General features: G+C 64.3%; 20 protein-coding genes. 2 read left to right on the top strand and 18 right to left on the bottom strand.

The annotated features are described in order from the left end of the window. Positions 1-224 precede the first annotated feature (224 nt). Positions 225-908, bottom strand: coding sequence for a pyridoxamine 5'-phosphate oxidase family protein (locus tag ASH04_RS07775; protein WP_032391980.1), 684 nt, complete (start codon positions 906-908; stop codon positions 225-227). Between the two features lie 92 nt (positions 909-1,000). Here ASH04_RS07775 and pdxR point away from each other — a divergent pair, with 92 nt between their 5' ends. Then, a complete protein-coding gene (gene pdxR / locus ASH04_RS07770; RefSeq protein WP_235579963.1) occupies positions 1,001-2,404 on the top strand; it encodes a MocR-like pyridoxine biosynthesis transcription factor PdxR in 1,404 nt (467 codons plus the stop codon). Here the strand turns inward: pdxR and murA are convergent. Beyond that, positions 2,397-3,650 carry a UDP-N-acetylglucosamine 1-carboxyvinyltransferase gene (gene murA / locus ASH04_RS07765; protein ID WP_027497895.1) on the bottom strand — a complete coding sequence of 418 codons (1,254 nt, stop codon included), beginning with the start codon at positions 3,648-3,650 and terminating at the stop codon, positions 2,397-2,399. The genes pdxR and murA overlap by 8 nt on opposite strands. 53 nt (positions 3,651-3,703) lie before the next feature. Here murA and ASH04_RS07760 point away from each other — a divergent pair, with 53 nt between their 5' ends. Next, a complete protein-coding gene (locus ASH04_RS07760) occupies positions 3,704-4,297 on the top strand; it encodes a cob(I)yrinic acid a,c-diamide adenosyltransferase (protein ID WP_032391979.1) in 594 nt (197 codons plus the stop codon). A gap of 19 nt (positions 4,298-4,316) precedes the next feature. Here ASH04_RS07760 and ASH04_RS07755 read toward each other — a convergent pair whose 3' ends face one another. The 16 genes from ASH04_RS07755 to rpmE all read right to left on the bottom strand — a co-directional run bounded on the left by ASH04_RS07755 (position 4,317) and on the right by rpmE (position 17,988). Further along, on the bottom strand, positions 4,317-4,754 hold the full coding sequence (locus ASH04_RS07755) for a DUF2550 domain-containing protein (RefSeq protein ID WP_027497897.1): 438 nt from the start codon (positions 4,752-4,754) through the stop codon (positions 4,317-4,319). 29 nt (positions 4,755-4,783) lie between these two features. After that, positions 4,784-5,143 carry a F0F1 ATP synthase subunit epsilon gene (locus ASH04_RS07750; RefSeq protein WP_027497898.1) on the bottom strand — a complete coding sequence of 120 codons (360 nt, stop codon included), beginning with the start codon at positions 5,141-5,143 and terminating at the stop codon, positions 4,784-4,786. 30 nt (positions 5,144-5,173) lie between these two features. Beyond that, positions 5,174-6,622 carry a F0F1 ATP synthase subunit beta gene (gene atpD / locus ASH04_RS07745; RefSeq protein ID WP_027497899.1) on the bottom strand — a complete coding sequence of 483 codons (1,449 nt, stop codon included), beginning with the start codon at positions 6,620-6,622 and terminating at the stop codon, positions 5,174-5,176. Between the two features lie 3 nt (positions 6,623-6,625). Then, positions 6,626-7,597: a F0F1 ATP synthase subunit gamma gene (locus ASH04_RS07740; RefSeq protein WP_032383690.1), complete on the bottom strand. Its 972-nt coding sequence runs from the start codon at positions 7,595-7,597 to the stop codon at positions 6,626-6,628. 52 nt (positions 7,598-7,649) lie between these two features. After that, positions 7,650-9,293: a F0F1 ATP synthase subunit alpha gene (gene atpA, locus ASH04_RS07735; RefSeq protein ID WP_032365581.1), complete on the bottom strand. Its 1,644-nt coding sequence runs from the start codon at positions 9,291-9,293 to the stop codon at positions 7,650-7,652. A gap of 88 nt (positions 9,294-9,381) precedes the next feature. Beyond that, complete coding sequence (locus ASH04_RS07730; RefSeq protein WP_027497902.1) at positions 9,382-10,209, bottom strand: F0F1 ATP synthase subunit delta; 828 nt, start codon at positions 10,207-10,209, stop codon at positions 9,382-9,384. A gap of 8 nt (positions 10,210-10,217) precedes the next feature. After that, positions 10,218-10,787, bottom strand: coding sequence for a F0F1 ATP synthase subunit B (locus ASH04_RS07725; RefSeq protein WP_027497903.1), 570 nt, complete (start codon positions 10,785-10,787; stop codon positions 10,218-10,220). A 7-nt stretch (positions 10,788-10,794) separates the two neighbouring features. Beyond that, on the bottom strand, positions 10,795-11,034 hold the full coding sequence (locus ASH04_RS07720) for an ATP synthase F0 subunit C (RefSeq protein WP_008715092.1): 240 nt from the start codon (positions 11,032-11,034) through the stop codon (positions 10,795-10,797). A gap of 78 nt (positions 11,035-11,112) precedes the next feature. Beyond that, the gene (gene atpB, locus ASH04_RS07715) at positions 11,113-11,838 is read right to left on the bottom strand and encodes a F0F1 ATP synthase subunit A (protein ID WP_027497905.1); all 726 of its coding nucleotides are present in this window, start codon (positions 11,836-11,838) and stop codon (positions 11,113-11,115) included. A 441-nt stretch (positions 11,839-12,279) separates the two neighbouring features. After that, a complete protein-coding gene (locus ASH04_RS07710; RefSeq protein ID WP_045840958.1) occupies positions 12,280-12,711 on the bottom strand; it encodes a hypothetical protein in 432 nt (143 codons plus the stop codon). Positions 12,712-12,805: 94 nt separating this feature from the next. Further along, positions 12,806-14,014 (bottom strand): glycosyltransferase family 4 protein, encoded by a 1,209-nt coding sequence (locus ASH04_RS07705; RefSeq protein WP_027497907.1) that lies wholly within the window; start codon positions 14,012-14,014, stop codon positions 12,806-12,808. An 18-nt stretch (positions 14,015-14,032) separates the two neighbouring features. Further along, entirely contained in the window at positions 14,033-14,695 is a 663-nt protein-coding gene (locus ASH04_RS07700; protein WP_027497908.1) for an L-threonylcarbamoyladenylate synthase, read from the bottom strand. A 66-nt stretch (positions 14,696-14,761) separates the two neighbouring features. Further along, positions 14,762-15,646: a peptide chain release factor N(5)-glutamine methyltransferase gene (gene prmC / locus ASH04_RS07695; protein WP_027497909.1), complete on the bottom strand. Its 885-nt coding sequence runs from the start codon at positions 15,644-15,646 to the stop codon at positions 14,762-14,764. Between the two features lie 34 nt (positions 15,647-15,680). Next, positions 15,681-16,475: an SHOCT domain-containing protein gene (locus ASH04_RS07690; RefSeq protein WP_032383723.1), complete on the bottom strand. Its 795-nt coding sequence runs from the start codon at positions 16,473-16,475 to the stop codon at positions 15,681-15,683. 106 nt (positions 16,476-16,581) lie between these two features. Continuing rightward, positions 16,582-17,658 (bottom strand): peptide chain release factor 1, encoded by a 1,077-nt coding sequence (gene prfA, locus ASH04_RS07685; RefSeq protein WP_057473215.1) that lies wholly within the window; start codon positions 17,656-17,658, stop codon positions 16,582-16,584. A gap of 96 nt (positions 17,659-17,754) precedes the next feature. Further along, entirely contained in the window at positions 17,755-17,988 is a 234-nt protein-coding gene (gene rpmE, locus ASH04_RS07680; RefSeq protein ID WP_008715081.1) for a 50S ribosomal protein L31, read from the bottom strand. Between the last annotated feature and the right edge of the window lie 14 nt (positions 17,989-18,002).

Genomic DNA, 18,002 nt, shown 5'->3' with positions numbered 1-18,002 from the left:
CAACCTCGTTCACCCAGTCCGTGAAGACCGGGTCGGTGTCCGTCGCTCTGACTCGACAAAAGTTACGCCACCAACCCCACACACGCAAATCGGCAGGTGGATCGACTTACCGCCGGCATCCGCGCAGGTCGGAGAACCTGTGCGCAAGAAGGCCTCGCATTCGGCCGGCACATCCCCGCATGTGACGCCAGCCATATCTTGCGAACAGTCGACAGAAACGGGTTTCATGAGCGGGACAACGCCAGAACGTGTTCGGGCACATCGAGGTTCGGTTCCACATCTTCCCCACGCTCTGCAGTGCCGACGTATTCACCGATCGGAATCACACCCGCCCACACTTCACCTGCTGCAATGTCGGCCTCGTCGTCGATCGGTCCGCCGGTCCGCGCTTTCACCGATGCTTCGTACAGCGGTAGCGCCAACACACTGGTCGCCGCCAGCTCTTTCCTCGTATGCGCCCGCAGATATGTGCTTCTACCCGGAACGACCTGATCGACTATGGCGTCCAATGCCCGTGCCCGTTCGTCCTCGTCCTCCACTCGACGTGGCCGTCCCACGATGACGGCGCTTCGATAGTTCATCGAGTGATGGAACGCGGACCGGGCCAGAACCAACCCGTCGACGACCGTGACCGTCACGCAGATGTCCTGATCAGGCGCCTCCACCAGGCTTCGAGAGGCGACCGAACCATGGAGGTACAGGGTTCCCGCCCTGTCCGGCCCCTCCGGATCCAGGCCGAACACGGTCGGGAGCACACGTGGCACGTTCCCCACCAGCACCCCCATATGACAGAGGCGAGCCGATCGGAGCACGTCGAGCAATGCCGTCCGCTCCGACTGCGCACGCTGCCGACCTCGGACCACGGTGGTTCTGGATGTTGGGGACAGAAGTGTTTCGTCGGCCGTCATGCCACCAGAGTGCCGCCCCGTTGGCTCACTGTCATGGTCCAATAGGGAGCAATAATGCTAGGCCACTTTCTGCCATGGACAGGTGACGCACGATGACCTTGCCGCCGAATGCCCTGTCGATCGCGATCGATCGAGCCGACCGCCGCACGTTGCCCGTTCAGGTAGCCGACGGTATCCGGGCGGCAATCGATCGCGGCGAGCTCGTGCCGGGCGTCCGATTGCCCAGTACCAGAACGCTTTCCGTCGAAATGGGTCTGGCTCGTGCGGTGGTGGAGAAGGCGTACGAGCAGCTCGTCGCCGAAGGATGGCTCGAGGCACGTCGCGGATCCGGCAACTACGTCCGAGATGTTCCGCATGCCGTTCGGTCGGACCACAGGCTGCACCGAGAACAGGAAGGCCAACCGACTACTCAGCGCATTTCGCTGCGCCCCGGAATACCGTGGACTCCGCCTCGCGCATCCGATGCGTGGAAGCGGGCATGGCGAGACGTCGGTGGCTCTCCCCCACCGGGCGACTATCCCGATCCGGCCGGCTCACTCGACTTGCGGATGCGCATTGCCGACTTGCTCGGCCGTGCACGCGGGCTGCACACCACCGCGGATTCGATCGTCGTCACCACGGGCAGCATTCACGGTCTGGACCTGGCACTGGGTGCCCTCTCTGCAAACGTCGGCGTCGAACATGTTCTCGCACTGGAGAATCCGGGATACCGGGCTGCTGCTGCCCTCGCTACACACCGCGGGTGGTCCGTTCACGACATCCCCGTCGACCGCGAGGGCCTCGTCGTCGACGAGCTCGAATCGGTTCCTCACGGCACCCCGGCCGTTTACGTCACCCCCTCACACCAGTACCCCACCGGTGGACTCATGCCCATCGGTCGTCGGCGGGCCCTGGCGGACTGGGCGCGAAGTACCGGAACCACCATCATCGAGGACGACTATGATTCCGAATTCCGTTACGGCATAGCACCTTTGACGACGGTCACCGAGCTCGTTCCGGACCGTGCCGTCTACCTGGGAACGGTATCGAAGACGCTGGGTGCCGGCGTACGCCTCGGATGGATGGTCGCTCCCCCGTCGATGGTCGAGCGCATCACCGACACACGTCGCGCCATCGGCGACTTCCCGTCGGTTCCCGTCCAGCAGGCCATGACCTCGCTGTTGCGGGACGGCGAATGGGACCGGTCCGTACGCACGGCACGTCGGATCTATCGGGCACGTGACCGCGTCGTCGCCGCTGCGCTGGCGCCATTCGGCGAACTTCGGGGCGTCGGTGCCGGGCTGCACACGGTGCTCGTACTCGACGCAGACGTTGCACGCGATATTGCAGCCGACTGCGCGGACCACGGAGTCGATCTGCCGACGCTCGCACATTCGACGCGATCGCCGACCACCGATGGTGGCATCGTCGTCGGCTACGGGTCGGTGGCCGACGATCGATTCGAGCGCGCGCTCCGGGTGCTGGTCGACGCTCTCGAGAAGAGGTCGGTCAGCTGACCCGCTCGATGCTCCCGCCGAGAGCGGTCAGGTTTTCCACGAATCGCGGATAGCCCCTGTCGATGTGGAACACGTCGTGCACTTCGGTCGTACCGTCCGCCACCAGCCCGGCCAGGACCAGCCCGGCCCCAGCTCGAATGTCCGAAGACCACACCGGCGCACTGGAAAGTTGGGGAACACCGCGAACCACAGCATGGTGGCCATCGGTACGCGCATCAGCGCCCAGTCGGATCATCTCCTCGACGAACCGGAAGCGTGCCTCGAACACGTTCTCGGTGATCATCGACGTCCCGTCGGCGACGGTTGCGAGCCCGATAGCCATCGGTTGCAGATCCGTCGGAAACCCGGGGTACGGCAACGTCGCAAAGTTCACTGCTCGCGGCCGTTCGTGCTGAACGACGCGGAAGCCGTCCGGTTCGCTGGTCACCTCGGCACCCGCAGACCGCAGCTTGTCCAGTACGAGCGACAGATGTTTCGGGTTGACCCCACGCACTCGAACGTCCCCGCGCGTCATCGCGGCCGCGATTCCCCACGTAGCAGCGACAATTCGGTCGCCGATGACGCGATGAGTCGTCGGCTTCAACGCGCTGACACCCCGGATGGTGAGGGTGGAAGTGCCTGCGCCCCGGACATCGGCACCCATCTCGTTGAGCATGTTGCACACGTCGACGATGTCCGGTTCGCGTGCCGCGTTGTCGATCACGGTCTCACCGGTGGCGAGCACAGCCGCCATCAGGATGTTCTCCGTCGCTCCCACAGAGGGGAAAGCCAACCTGATGTTCGCGCCGCGCAACTCGTCGGCTTCCGCCACGACGCATCCGTGTTGAATTTCGCTGCGCGCCCCCAGCAACTGCAGTCCGGACTGGTGCATATCCAGCGGACGCGACCCGATGGCGTCTCCGCCCGGCAATGCCACCACCGCTCGCTTGCACCGCGCGACGAGAGGACCGAGGACACAGACCGACGCTCGGAACTGGCGAACCGCCGCGAAATCGGCGTGGTATTTCGGCATGGCCGGGGTCGTGATGTGGACGACCGAGCCGTCGAGCTCCACCTCGCACCCGAGTCCGCGCAGCACCTCCGCCATCAGCGGAACATCCAGGATGTCGGGGCAGTTGGTGATCGTGCTGGTTCCCTCGGCGAGCAGGGCCGCGGCCATCAGCTTGAGGACGCTGTTCTTCGCACCACCGACCGCCACCTCACCCACGAGGCGATTACCACCGTTGACCAAAAAGCGTTCACTCACTTCGACAGCGTAGCCAGCGGTACCGACCGGCACCCGCGCGGTACCGTAGCCGCATGGCCGTTCACCTCACGCGCATCTACACCCGGACCGGCGACGACGGGACCACGGGATTGAGCGATTTCTCCAGGGTCTCCAAGAACGACGAGCGGCTGATCGCCTACGCAGATTGCGACGAGACCAACGCGAGCCTCGGAGTCGCGCTGGCACTGGGAAATCCGAGTGAATCCGTGCGGACCGTCATCCGGACCGTTCAGAGCGACCTGTTCGACGCCGGAGCAGACCTCTCGACGCCTGTCGTCGACAATCCGGAATACCCACCGCTGAGGATCGATCAGAGTTACATCGTCCGCCTCGAAGCCTGGTGCGACGAATTCAACGACGAGCTACCGGCGTTGACGTCGTTCATCCTGCCCGGCGGAACACCTCTGGGAGCGCTGCTGCACGTCGCGCGCACCGTGGCTCGGCGCGCGGAGCGGTCGGCCTGGGCAGCGGTTCACGCCTCCCCGGAAACCACGAGCGATCTACCGGCCAAGTACCTCAACAGGCTCTCGGACCTGCTGTTCATCCTGAGCAGGTACGCAAACCCGGAGGGCGACGTGCAGTGGGTACCCGGAGCGAGCCGCTCGACAGGTACCGATACCGACTGATTTCCGGCAAGCGACTCGTTCAGGCCGCCGGCCGACGGCGGCGCGAGCGCCCCGACGGGCGTGACTCCACCCAGGACAGGAAAGCGGTCAACGCACTTCTGTCCAGTGCCATTTCGTACTTCTTGCCGTTGTCCGACAACTCCAGCACAGCGATGTCCGGAGTCATGATGTCGAACTCGGTGTCGCGGGGGGCCCGTCGGTCCCCCACCTGAACGTCCTGTCTACCGAGCCGATGATCGGGCCCGGGCCGCAGACTGGACAGCTTGAAGAACACCAACGTGTTGTCGCCGTACCGAATGATGCCGTGCCGCCAACCGGCACCGCCCTCGGACGGCAGCACACGCATGATCGCTGCCGTACCACCTCGCCGCAGCACTGCAAGACGATACGCAAAAGCCGCGACGAGCCCTGCGAGCAGCACAACCAGAATGATCAGAGCAATCAATCCGGAGTGCATCGCAGGTCTCGTCGCGGCTTCTCGTGAACCTAGGACCGCTCGACAGCGCGGATACGTCCCTTGGCCACCGCAATGGCCTCGAGGTCGTCGCCGTTCTCTGCCACTACAGCCCGTGCCGATTCGACATCGATGTCATCGGCGAAATCGGCGGACTCCGCCAGCACAGTGACGGTCTTACCCGTCACCGACAGGAAGCCACCGTGCACCGCAGCGATGATCTTCTCGCCGTCGGTCGTCGTGATCGACACCGTGCCCGCCTCGACCAGCTGGCCGAGGACAGGCTCGTGGCCGGCCATGATGCCGATCTCACCTTCGGTGGTCTGAGCACTGACGATGGTCGCAGTACCGGACCACAGCTTCTGCTCCACAGCGACCAGGGAGACCTCCATGCCGCTCTTCTCGGAAGAAGTCACGTCGGTCTACTTTCCGGCCATCTTCTTCGCGGCTGCCTCGACGTCGTCGAGACCACCACAGCTGTTGAAGGCCTGCTCGGGAAGGTGGTCGTACTCACCCTTGGTGACCTTGTCGAACGCCTCGATGGTGTCCGAGAGGGACACGACCGAACCGGCCTCGCCGGTGAACTTCTCGGCAACGATGAAGTTCTGGCCGAGGAACTTCTGGAGACGGCGTGCGCGGCCGACCAGAACCTTGTCCTCTTCCTGAAGCTCGTCCATACCGAGGATGGCGATGATGTCCTGCAGCTCCTTGTACTTCTGCAGGATGCGCTTGACCTCGTTGGCGACGCGGAAGTGCTCGGCACCGACGATGCCGGGCTCGAGGATGCGCGAGGTCGAGCTCAGCGGGTCCACAGCGGGGTAGATACCCATCTGCGAAATCGGACGCGACAGTTCGGTCGTCGCATCGAGGTGCGCGAACGTCGTGGCCGGAGCCGGGTCGGTGTAGTCGTCGGCGGGGACGTAGATCGCCTGCAGCGAGGTGATCGAGCGGCCACGGGTCGAGGTGATGCGCTCCTGGAGCTCACCCATCTCGTCCGCCAGCGTGGGCTGGTAACCGACGGCCGACGGCATACGACCGAGAAGCGTCGACACCTCCGAACCTGCCTGCGTGAAGCGGAAGATGTTGTCGATGAACAGCAGCACGTCCTGGCCCTGCACATCGCGGAAGTACTCCGCCATGGTCAGTGCCGACAACGCCACGCGCATACGCGTGCCGGGCGGCTCGTCCATCTGTCCGAAGACGAGGGCGGTGTCCTGGAGGACGCCCATCTCTTCCATCTCGAGGTGAAGGTCGGTGCCCTCACGAGTACGCTCGCCGACTCCTGCGAACACCGAGGTGCCCGAGAACTCGCGTGCGATACGGGTGATCATTTCCTGGATCAGCACGGTCTTGCCGACGCCGGCACCACCGAACAGACCGATCTTTCCGCCCTTGACGTACGGCGTCAGCAGGTCGATGACCTTGATGCCGGTCTCGAGGATCTCGGTCTTGCCCTCGAGCTGATCGAAGGCTGGTGGCTTCCGGTGGATGCCCCACTGCTCGCCGTCGCGGCCGAGTCCGGGGGTGTCCAGGCAGTCACCGAGGGCGTTGAACACGTGGCCCTTGACGACGTCACCGACGGGAACCGAGATCGGCTTGCCGGAGTCGACGACAGCCGTGCCACGGACGAGGCCGTCGGTGGGCTGCATCGAGATGGTGCGAACCAAGTTGTCACCGAGGTGCTGTGCAACCTCGAGCGTCAGGGTCTTGGCCACGGTCGGCAGAGTGATCTCTGCGTTGAGGGCGTTGAACAGTGCGGGAATCGAGCCGCGCGGGAACTCGACGTCCACAACGGGGCCGATGACCCGAACGACACGGCCGGACTGTGTGTCCGCTCCGCTCGCGTTCTCTTGGGCTACTGCTGCGGTCATTGCTTAGTCACTTCCTGCGCTGTCGGCCAACGCGTTGGCGCCACCGACGATTTCGCTGATTTCCTGGGTGATCTGGGCCTGCCGAGCCTGGTTGGCCTGACGGCTCAAGGTCTCGACCAATTCGTTCGCGTTGTCCGTCGCTGCCTTCATGGCGGTACGACGCGCCGCGGACTCCGACGCTGCTGCATCGAGCAACGACGCGTAGATCCTGGTGCTGATGTACTTGGGCAGCAGCGCCGAGAGCAGAGTGCCTGCCTCCGGCTCGAACTCGTACTGTGCCTGCACATCCGCGGTCGGTGAGTCGGTCAGCGCGTCCGCACCCATCTCGAATTCCTCGTCGGTGTACGAGATTTCGAGTGGTGCCATCCGGCGAACTTCGGGCTTCTGCGTGAGCATCGACACGAAGCGGGTGTAGACGATGTGCAACTCGTCCACGCCCTCGACGGTGCCTTCACCGTTGGGAGCCTCCACCTCGGTGCCCGAACCCGCCATGAACAGCTCGACCAGATGCTTACTGGCCTTCGCTGCATCGGCGTATCCGGGTTCCTGCGAGAAGCCCGTCCAGGCACCCTTCACGTCCCGCTCACGGAACGTGTAGTAGCCCAGACCTTTTGCGCCGAGTACGTAGATGACCGGGTCCTTGCCCTCGGAGCGCAGGAGCTGGAACAGCTCCTCCGTTTCCTTGAGGACGTTGGAGTTGTAGCCGCCGCACATACCGCGGTCACTGGTCACGACCAGGACTGCAGCACGCTTGGGCTCTGGTCGCTCGTTGAGCAACGGGTGATCGAGCGAGCTCGATGCACTCGCCAGCGCGGAGAGCACCTTCGTGATCTCTTCCGCGTACGGCTTCGATGCGGCAACGCGGGCCTGCGCCTTGGTGATTCGCGAAGTTGCGATCAACTCTTGCGCTTTGGTGATCTTCTTCGTCGAGTTGACCGACTTGATACGGGAGCGAAGCTCGAGAATGCTTGCCATCTAGCTGTTCACGCTCCCTTCTGTGCTCGTCATGTCACCTGTCATCGCCGGCCTACTTGCTGACTGTCTTGCGGGTGACGTTGACCTGCTCCTGGCTGACCTCGTCGGCGTTCAGAGTGTCTGCCTCGGCCTCGTTGACGACGCGGTTACCGTCCGAGTCCACGAAGCCGGCCTTGAACTTCTCGGTCGCTTCGGTCAGTGCCTTCTGGTTGTCGTCGTCGAGAGCCTTGCCACCGGCAATGCTGTCGTAGACGCCGCTTGCGTTGCGGTGCAGATCTTCGAGCAGCTCGGTCTCGAAGCGGCGAACATCGCCGACCGGAACGGAGTCGTACGTGCCCTGGCCTGCGAGCCAGATCGAGACGATCTGGTCTTCGACGGCCACCGGTGCGTACTGATCCTGCTTGAGCAGCTCCACCAGTCGAGCGCCGCGCTCGAGCTGCGCCTTGGACGCTGCATCGAGGTCGGACGCGAACGCCGAGAAGGCTTCGAGCTCACGGAACTGAGCAAGCTCGAGACGAAGGGATCCGGAGACCTTCTTCATGCCCTTGGTCTGCGCAGCGCCGCCGACTCGGGAAACCGAGATACCGACGTTGATGGCGGGACGGACGCCCTTGTTGAAGAGGTCCGATTCCAGGAAGACCTGGCCGTCGGTGATGGAGATGACGTTGGTCGGGATGTACGCGGAGACGTCGTTGGCCTTGGTCTCGATGATCGGCAGTGCCGTCAACGATCCGCCACCGAGCTCGTCGGACAGCTTCGCCGAACGCTCCAGCAGGCGGGAGTGCAAGTAGAAGACGTCACCGGGGTATGCCTCGCGGCCCGGCGGGCGACGCAGCAGCAGCGAAATCGCGCGGTAGGCCTCGGCCTGCTTGGTCAGGTCGTCGAACACGATGAGGACGTGCTTGCCCTGGTACATCCAGTGCTGGCCGATGGCCGAGCCGGTGTACGGAGCGAGCCACTTGAAGCCGGCCGAGTCGGACGCGGGTGCGGCGACGATGGTGGTGTATTCGAGTGCGCCCTGCTCTTCGAGTGCAGCCTTGACGCCTGCGATCGTGGAGCCCTTCTGGCCGATGGCGACGTAGATGCAGCGAACCTGCTTCTTGTCGTCGCCGCTCTCCCAGTTGGCCTTCTGGTTCAGGATCGCGTCGATGCAGACCGCAGTCTTGCCGGTCTTGCGGTCGCCGATGATGAGCTGACGCTGGCCGCGGCCGATCGGGGTCATGGCGTCGATCGCCTTGATGCCGGTCTGCAGCGGCTCCTCGACGGGCTGGCGCTCGAGCACCGAGGCAGCCTGCAATTCGAGGGCGCGGGTCTCGGAGGACTCGATGTCGCCGAGGCCGTCGATGGGCTTGCCCAGCGGGTCCACGACGCGACCGAGGTAGCCGTCGCCCACGGGGACCGACAGCACGTCTCCGGTGCGCTTGACTTCCTGGCCTTCTTCGATGTGCTCGTAGTCACCGAGGATGACGGCACCGATTTCGGTGGCATCCAGGTTCAACGCGACACCGAGGACTCCGCCCGGGAACTCCAGGAGTTCGTTGGACATCGCCGACGGCAATCCGGACACGTGAGCGATTCCGTCGCTCGTGTCCGTAACCGTGCCGACCTCCTCGCGGGAAGACTCCGGTGAGTAGCTCGCGGTGAAGTTATCGATCGCGCTACGGATCTCGTCGGAGGAGATCGTCAGCTCCGCCATAGTGTTTCCTGCTCTTCCTTCGAATGATCGCGGTATGAAAAGCCTCGAATGCCGAGGCAATTCTTCTCGTTACTGTGTCCGTGTCGGACTATTTGAGCGTCTTTCGCAATGCAGCGAGGCGGCCTGCCCCGCTACCGTCGATGACCTCGTCGCCGATACGAACGACAAGTCCGCTGAGCAGTTCGGTATCGACCTCTACGTGCACCGTGACCTGCTTGCCGTACGTGCGGGTCAAGGTTGCGGTCAGCTTTTCGAGCTGACTGTCGCTCAGTGGGGCTGCGCTGCGTACGTGTGCAACTGCGCGGTCGCGCTGTTCGGCGGCCAGATCTGCCAGTCCGTTCAGAACGTCGGCGGGTGCCGCCTTCCGTGGACGCGTGACGGCCTGCACCGCGAGCGCCTCGGTGACCGCGGTGACCTTGCCGTAGAGCAGACGACCCAGCAGTTCGCGCTTGGCCTGTGCCGGCTTGGAGCGATCCGACAATGCCTGCTCGAGCTGCGGGTTGGCAGCCACGATGCGGCCGAGCCGGAACAGCTCGTCCTCGACCGTGTCCAGCTGGTCCTGATCGGCAGCAGCGCGGAGCAGAGCTTCGCGTCCCAGCTCGACCAGCGAGTTCAGCAGGTCACGGGCGGTGGACCAGCTTTCGCCGGCCGCAGCCTTGACGATGGTCGCCGTTGCGCTCGACACCTGGCCGGAGAAGACCTCTCCGGCCAGAGCGCTTCGTCGATCGCCCTCGACCGAGGAGTCGGCGAGAGCGGTACGCAACGTGCGCTGCGCGTCGAGAGTCTCGACGACGGCGAACAACTCGGCACCGGTCTGAGCGGCGACGGCCGTTGCCTCGCCGCCCGACGCGGACCCCAGAGCTTCGTGGGCGACCGACCGTGTGCGGGCGAGCGCCTCACGAGAAGTTGCGTACATGGTTCGACTCACTTTCCTGATGCGGAGTCCGCGGTGACGGAATCCAGCTCGTTGAGGAAGCGATCGATCGAACTGGAACGCTTCGCGTCATCGGAGAGCTGCTCTCCGATGACCTTCTCGGCGAGTTCGACGGCCGTACGTCCGAGGTCGCCACGAAGTTCGGTGACGATCTGCTGACGCTGAGCAACGAGCTGACTGTGGCCTGCGGCCACGATCCGATCGCTCTCTTCCTGCGCCTTTTCCTTCATCTCGGCGAGAATCGCCTGTCCCTGGGTGCGCGCTTCCTCGCGGATCTGCGCAGCCTCGGAACGAGCGTCGGCGAGCTGAGCGTGGTACTGCTCGAGAGCAGCCTTCGCCTCCGCCTGTGCCTGCTCGGCCTTCTTGATTCCGCCTTCGATGAGCTCGGAACGCTCGGAGAGGACCGTCTGGAAACGCGGTACGACGTACTTCCAGAACAGGAAGCCGATGATCACGACACAGACGATCGACCAAACGATGTCGTATGTTGCGGGCAGCAGCGGGTTCTGGGATTCCTCCCCCTCCGCCCCGGCTGCGAGCAGCGTTATCGCGTTTGTCATCGCGCTCTCAGAGAATGAAGCCGGCGACGAGGCCGATCAGGGCGAGGGACTCGGTGAATGCAATGCCGAGGAACATGGTCGTACGGAGCTGACCGGCCAGCTCGGGCTGACGAGCGGTTGCTTCCATGTTCTTGGCGACGACGAGGCCGAGGCCGATGCCACCACCGATCGCTGCGAGGCCGTAGCCGATGGCGCCGTATCCGCTGGCGGTGATTTCCTGCGCCTGGGCCAGAACTTCAAGGCTCATTCGGTTTTCCGTTCCCTTTCTTCGGTCCACATCCGGGTGTCGGAGGTGGCGGTGTAGCTAGTTCGGTCTGTTGGTCGGTCAGTGCGAGTCGGCGTGCAGCGACAGATCGATGTAGATCGCCGTCAGCAGCGCGAAGATGTATGCCTGCAGGAAGATCACGAGCATCTCGAACATCGTGAACAGGAAGCCCATGATGAGCGAGGGTGCGGCGAAGATCTTCAGGCCGGCGGATGCCTCGAAGAGGAAGAACTGCGTGGCGCTGAAGAACAGCACGAGCATGATGTGGCCGGCGAGCATGTTGGCCAGCAGTCGCACCGTCAACGTGAACGGGCGAAGCACGAAGTTCGAGATGAACTCGAGCGGGATCAGCAGCACGTGCATGGCCTTCGGAATGCCCGGGATCACGATCGTGCCCTTGACGAACTTGGCTGCACCGAACTTCTTCACACCGGCGTAGACGAACGCGATGTACGCGACTGCGGCCAACACGATCGGCAGACCGATGCGGGCGTTGGCCGAGATGTTCAGGAACGGTATGACCGCGCTGAGATTCACCGCGAAGACCGTGAAGAAGATCGTCATGATGACGGGCAGGAAGCGGCGTCCCTGTTCCTTGCCGAGGACATCCTCGGCCACGTGGATCCGGACGAAGTCGAGAGCGATCTCGGCGACGTTCTGGATTCCGCGAGGAACGATCTTGGGGCTGCGCAGAGCGATCAGCATGAAGACGATCAGCAGAGCCGACATCAGGATGCGGATGAGCATCAGCCGGTCGAGCTCGAACGGGGTTCCCTCGAACAGCACCGCGGGAGGAAAGAAATCGGATAGTGACGGCGGATGGAACTCCGCAGCCAGAGTGGTGACGCTCAGCGGTCTCTCCCGTGTTCGGGCCGCAACCGAGTAACGGCTGCGGTTCGATCGGACAATGACGATCTATCAAGTCGACGAAAATCGGCTCGCAATCGTCAGAGGCTGAGGCCCGGTCTTCATCGGCCAAGCGTCTGTCGGGTGTCGGCGACTCACGTCGACTCGGCAACTCTCAGGGCGAAACCCTACGTTGCCGAAGTCTGTGACTCCGGGCCTACTGTAAGGAAGCTCACGCTGATGGTTACCTGCGGGGGTCCAGTCCGGGGAAAAAGTCTCTTTCGTCCCGGTCTTACCCATCGCTTGATGCAAACTTTATCAACAGAACTACGACGTTGTGTAGGCGGCCCTCAGCTTAACCGATTACGACAGCTTGTCGTACTACGACTTGTCGGGGTTCCCGTCGGCAGGAACGCTGTCGACGTAGCCCACCTTCGTCTTGACGACACCGAACACCTCCGCGCCCAGGACCACCACCAGAGCCCCCAGAATGGTCAGCCCGAGCGAATACCGGTTGTAGAAGTCCGCATCCTTGAGTGCCACGAGCACGATCAGCGCGATGACCATCTTGACCAACCACCCACCGAGCAACAGCGCTCCGACCGCCGACGCGGGAAACCGCGTGGTCAGAGCCACCGACAGCGCGGTCGTGATGACGAACCCGCCCCCGATGGCCACTCCGATGATCGATCCCCACAATCCTGGAGTTCCCGCAGCAGCAACCGAAATCCCCACGCTCACCACCGTCAGTACCACCAGGCCGATGAGGCCGTAGCGGACCGCGGCACGAAGCGGTGCGAATTGGTCGGGCATGGGCTGCGGGGTGAAGGTCACAGTTGTCGAGAGTACCCAGTGGCACCCGGTGGCCTGCACCAGCCGGGACACGACCGAAGAACCACCGAGCCGATCAGCGGCGTCGGACACCCCGGCGTTCGGATCCGGGCGATCGATCCACCCGCAGAGTGGGCACAGCCGTGACGACGAGCGCGAACACCAGACCGGCAGCGACGAGGAGCACCACGATGCGCCGGTCGAGAAGCGAGGATCCGACCGCACCGAACGCGAGCACACCGACCCAGAGGTAGATCACCAGGACCACCCGTCGATGCGAGTGGCCGATCTGCAGGAGTCGGTGATGGAGATGCATCTTGTCGGGGCTGAACGGACTTCGCCCGGCCCGAGTGCGGCGAACGACGGCGAGCAACAGATCGAGTATCGGAATGAGCATCACGGCACCGACCAACAGGAGCGGCGACAACAGACCCAGCAGATCGCGTGGACCGTAGGCCGTCAACGGAATGCGCCCCGAGGCACTCGTCGAGATCGTGGCCAGCGTCAGCCCGATCAACATGGACCCCGAATCGCCCATGAAGATGCGCGCCGGTTGGAAATTGTGCGGCAGAAATCCCAGGCAGGCACCGGCCAGCGCCGCCGCGATCAAGGCAGGTGGGTAGACGCCGACGTCGCCCCCCTGTTCCTGCAGCAGGCCCACCGAAAAGATGCAGATCGCGACCGACGAAATGAGGCCGAGTCCGGCTGCGAGCCCGTCGAGGCCGTCGACGAAGTTCATCGCGTTGACGATGACGACGGTGATCAGAACGGTCACCAGCCCGGCCTGAAGTTGGTCGAGCACCAAGGTGCTGCCCGGCTGGCCGGGCTCGCCGCCCCAGGGCTGGTAGAGCACAACCCAGCTCACACCCATGATGACCAGGACGCCGGCCGCCGTCACCTGGCCGACGAACTTCGTCAGTGCGTCGAGACCCCAGCGGTCGTCGATGACGCCGACCAGCACGATCACGAAGCCTGCGACCAGCGCAGCCGGAATGTCGCGGTTGTAGGCGACATCGAATCCGCGGGCCAACGCGGGCAGCTGCGAGGCGAACAGCAGCGCGGCGAGCATGCCGGCGTAGATGCCCACTCCCCCGAGCCGCGGGGTGGCCTGCACGTGGACGTCACGATCACGAGGAATGGCGACTGCGCCGAACTTGATCGCGGCCACTCGAACGCCACCGGTCGCGAAGAACGTGACGACAGCGGCCGTCAGGAAAACAAGCAGCAGCTCGCGGATCGGAACGCCTGCGCCCAGATTCGACTGGGCAAGCACCTCGACGCTCATGCGGAACGGACGGGCATGTCAGGACGCTCCTGGGACCAGGCTTTCGGCGGTGACACCGAGAACCTCGGCAATCTGCTCCGTGGGAATGGCACCGACCCGCAGGATTCGTGCGTGCTCACCGGTCAGGTCCACGATGGTGGAGGCCACCGCGTGGTCGGCCGGCCCCCCGTCGAGATAAACCGCTGCAGATCCACCGAGTTGTTCTCGCGCCTGCGTCACCGTGGTGGCGGGCGGACTTCCCGAAATATTTGCACTGGACACCGCCAGCGGACCTACTTCACGAAGGAGCTCGAGCGCGACCGGGTGCAGCGGCATCCGCAGCATGACGGTTCCCTGAGCATCACCCAGATCCCACGCCAGCGACGGTGCCTGCTGGACCACGATGCTCAATGCACCGGGCCAGAAGGCTCGAATCAGATCTCGGGTCCGCGGCCGGACGCTCTGCACCAGGCCGTCGATCGTGTTCCACGAACCGACGAGGACCGGGACCGGCATATCGCGTCCCCGCCCCTTGGCGCGCAGCAGGTCGGTGACCGCGCTGCCGTCGAACGCGTCGGCGGCGATCCCGTAGAGCGTGTCGGTGGGCATCACGACGAGTCGACCGGATTTGAGGGCACCGCGCGCTGCGGTCAATCCGGCAGCCCGCGCATCGGCTTCACGGCAGTCGTAGACGGTACTCACTCCGCCTATCCTTCCACCTTCGGTAACGAAGTGATGTCAGGTGCCGCCGGCTTGCCGCCTTGCCGCTCAGGCAGAGGGCGGCGTCGCCCGTGCCGCCACGACGAAGCGGGGGCGGCCGGCCAGGTCCGGATGCTCGGTGACCTGGGTGAAGACTCGTCGCCGAGACAACAGGGCAGCGACGCCCTCCCCGTTCGAGTCGTCGTGCTCGATGGCGACTCCGCCGCCGACACGTAGCCACCGCGCGATGTTGCCGATCATCGGCTCGATGACCGACAACCCGTCCTCGCCGCCGAAGAGCGCGATGTGCGGATCGTGGTCGAGTACTTCCGGATCGAGCTCGGCCCCGTCCGGAATGTACGGCGGGTTCGCGACGATCATGTCCACCGAGCCGTCGAGGTCGGTCAACAGCTCCCGAGAAGTGACGTCTCCGTGATGCAACGTGATCGGCGAATCACCCTGCTCGGCACGCAGATCCGCGTTGCGCCGGGCCCACGCCAACGCCGATGGATCGAGCTCGACGGCGTGCACGACGGCATCCGGGCGTGCGTTCGCGATGGCCAGCGCCAGCGCGCCCGACCCCGTGCACAGGTCCAGCACCACGGGCGGGTGATGGCCGACGTTCTCGAGAAAAGCGAGCGCCCACGCCAACAGCAACTCGGTTTCGGGACGTGGAACGAACACCCCGGGACCCACCTCGACATCGATGTTTCCCAATGACGTCGTTCCCGTGATGTATTGCAGGGGAATACGTTTCGCGCGCTGCTCGACTGTTCGGAAGTACGCCTCGACGAGCTCGGGCTCCACCAACGGCACCAACCCCAGCCGACCGCGATCGACTCCGACGAGGTGCGCGGCGAGTAGCTCCGCATCCACCCGAGGGCTCGGCACACCGGCGGCCTCGAGCATCGACGTCGCTTCGAGGATGGCTAGGCGTAACGGCTTGCGGCTCACTTGTACAGACTGCCACGGCGGTCCGACACCGGACTCACAGCCGCCCCAGCAGCTCCGACTTCTTGGCGAAGAACTCGTCGTCGGTCAGAAATCCCTTCGCATGCAGACCGGCGAGCGCCTCGATCGCAGCGGTGATGTCCGAGATGTCGACACCGGTGTGAGCAGGTGAACCCGACTGCGCAGACGCGAAGTTCTGTGCTGCCGGCTGCGGCTGCTGCGAGGAGGGCATGTTCTGCGGTGGCGCGTCGGCGGACCGTTGGTCGACGCGCGGCAGACTTGCCGCGGTGAACGTGCCGTACTGGCTGGTGAACTCCACCGAACCCGGACCCCCACCCTGCTGCTGTTGCACTCCGCCGATGGAGTGATCGAGGGTGTCGTACACCGCCAATTCCCCTCCCACGAGGACAGCGAGGCGACGAGATGCTGGAAACACCGCATACTGCGATCCGTTCTGGCCACCGCTCGAACTCGGCGAACCCAGATCCGACGGCCACCACGATCCCCCGCCGAAGGAAGTGCCGCCGAACGATCCCGTACCGGCATCTCTCGGCGGATAGACCTGATGCTGCGCCAACACCGCGGACAGATCGCGGCACAAACCGTCGACCCGACTCTTCAGGCCGTGATCGAACATGTTGCCCACCATCGTCATACCGCCGCGCATCCACTGCCCACTGCCGCCGAGCTCGGGAATGTTGAACTGCGCCATGGTGCCGCGGCCGTTGTTGACGGCGTCGAGCATGGTGCGGACCGCGTCGGTGGACACCCCGTAGCGGGAAGCGAGCTCGGTGACGGCGTTCTCGCCTGCTGGGGTCAAGGCCTGGTTCATCTCGGGTGTGCCTTTCATGGCGCGCGGGCGGGTCGAATCCGATCGCCAGGGTATCTCGACATTCGTTCGATCAGCAGCGCGAGAACCGAAAACGGTTGGCGCGCAGTTACTCTGCTTGCATACGTGCGTCGCGGTCGGCCTTGGCGAGCGCGTCGAGCAGTGCATCCATGTCACCGTCGAGCAGAGCGTCGAGGTTGTGCGCTTTGAATCCGATGCGGTGATCGGTGATGCGATTCTCGGGGTAGTTGTACGTCCTGATCCGCTCCGAGCGGTCGACGGTACGCACCTGACTGGCTCGGCCGGCCGAGGCCTCTTCGTTGGCTGCTTCCTCCGCGACCGCCTGCAGACGCGCCGCGAGCACCTGCATCGCACGCGCCTTGTTCTGCAACTGCGATCGCTCGTTCTGACAGGTGACGACGATGCCGGTAGGCAAATGGGTGATGCGGACAGCGGAGTCGGTGGTGTTGACACCCTGACCGCCCTTGCCGGACGAGCGATAGACGTCGATGCGGAGATCGGTTTCGTCGATCTGCACTTCCTCGACCTCGTCGGGCTCCGGATACACCAGAATGCCGGCCGCGGAGGTATGCACGCGTCCCTGCGATTCGGTGACCGGCACCCGCTGCACGCGATGGACGCCACCCTCGAACTTCAGCCGCGCCCAGACGCCGTCGAGCGGATCCTTGGTCTTGATCGACAACGTCGCGTCCTTGTAGCCACCCAGGTCCGAGACGTTCGCGTCGAGAACCTCGACTCGCCAGCCGCGGCGTTCGGCGTAGCGCACGTACATCCGCGCCAGATCGGCCGCGAAGAGCGCCGATTCCTCGCCGCCCTCACCCGACTTGACCTCCATCACGATGTCGTCGCCGTCGTGCGGGTCGCGTGGTGCCAGCAGATCGGTCAGCGTCTGTTCCAGGTGCAGAACCGTTGCCTCGAGCTCGGGAATCTCTGCGGCGAACGACGAATCGTCGGCGGCGAGTTCACGTGCGGCTTCGAGGTCGTCCTGAGCGGCGGTCAACTTGGTGTGCGCCGACATGATCGGTGCCAGCTCGGCGAACCTCTTGCCTGCCCTGCGCGCTGCGGACGGGTCGTTGTGCAGAGCGGGGTCGGCCAGTTGCTGCTCGAGGCCGGAGTGTTCGGCGAGGATGTCGTCGATGGCCGAAGGCTTGTCTGTTCTCGCCATGGTGACGACTCACTCTCCGAACGGGTGAAACCGGGTGTGGACACAAAAAAGCCGACGCCCGCCCTGTAGTTCACAGGACGGGCGTCGGCGAAACAGCTAGCTGTCTGCGTCGGCCTTCTTGCCGGCGCGCTTGCCGTAGCGAGCCTCGAAGCGAGCGACGCGACCGCCGGTGTCGAGAATCTTCTGCTTGCCGGTGTAGAAGGGGTGGCACTGCGAGCAGACCTCGACGCTGATGCGCTCTTTGTCGGTGGTGCTTCGGGTCTCGAAAGTATTGCCGCAACCACAGACGACTGTCGTCAGTGTGTAGTCGGGGTGAATTCCTGCCTTCATGGTGTCCTTACCGT

This window comes from Rhodococcus sp. Leaf233 (genome assembly GCF_001426165.1).
Classification (GTDB): Bacteria; Actinomycetota; Actinomycetes; order Mycobacteriales; family Mycobacteriaceae; genus Rhodococcoides; species Rhodococcoides fascians.
This window is presented reverse-complemented; position numbering and strand designations above follow the sequence as displayed.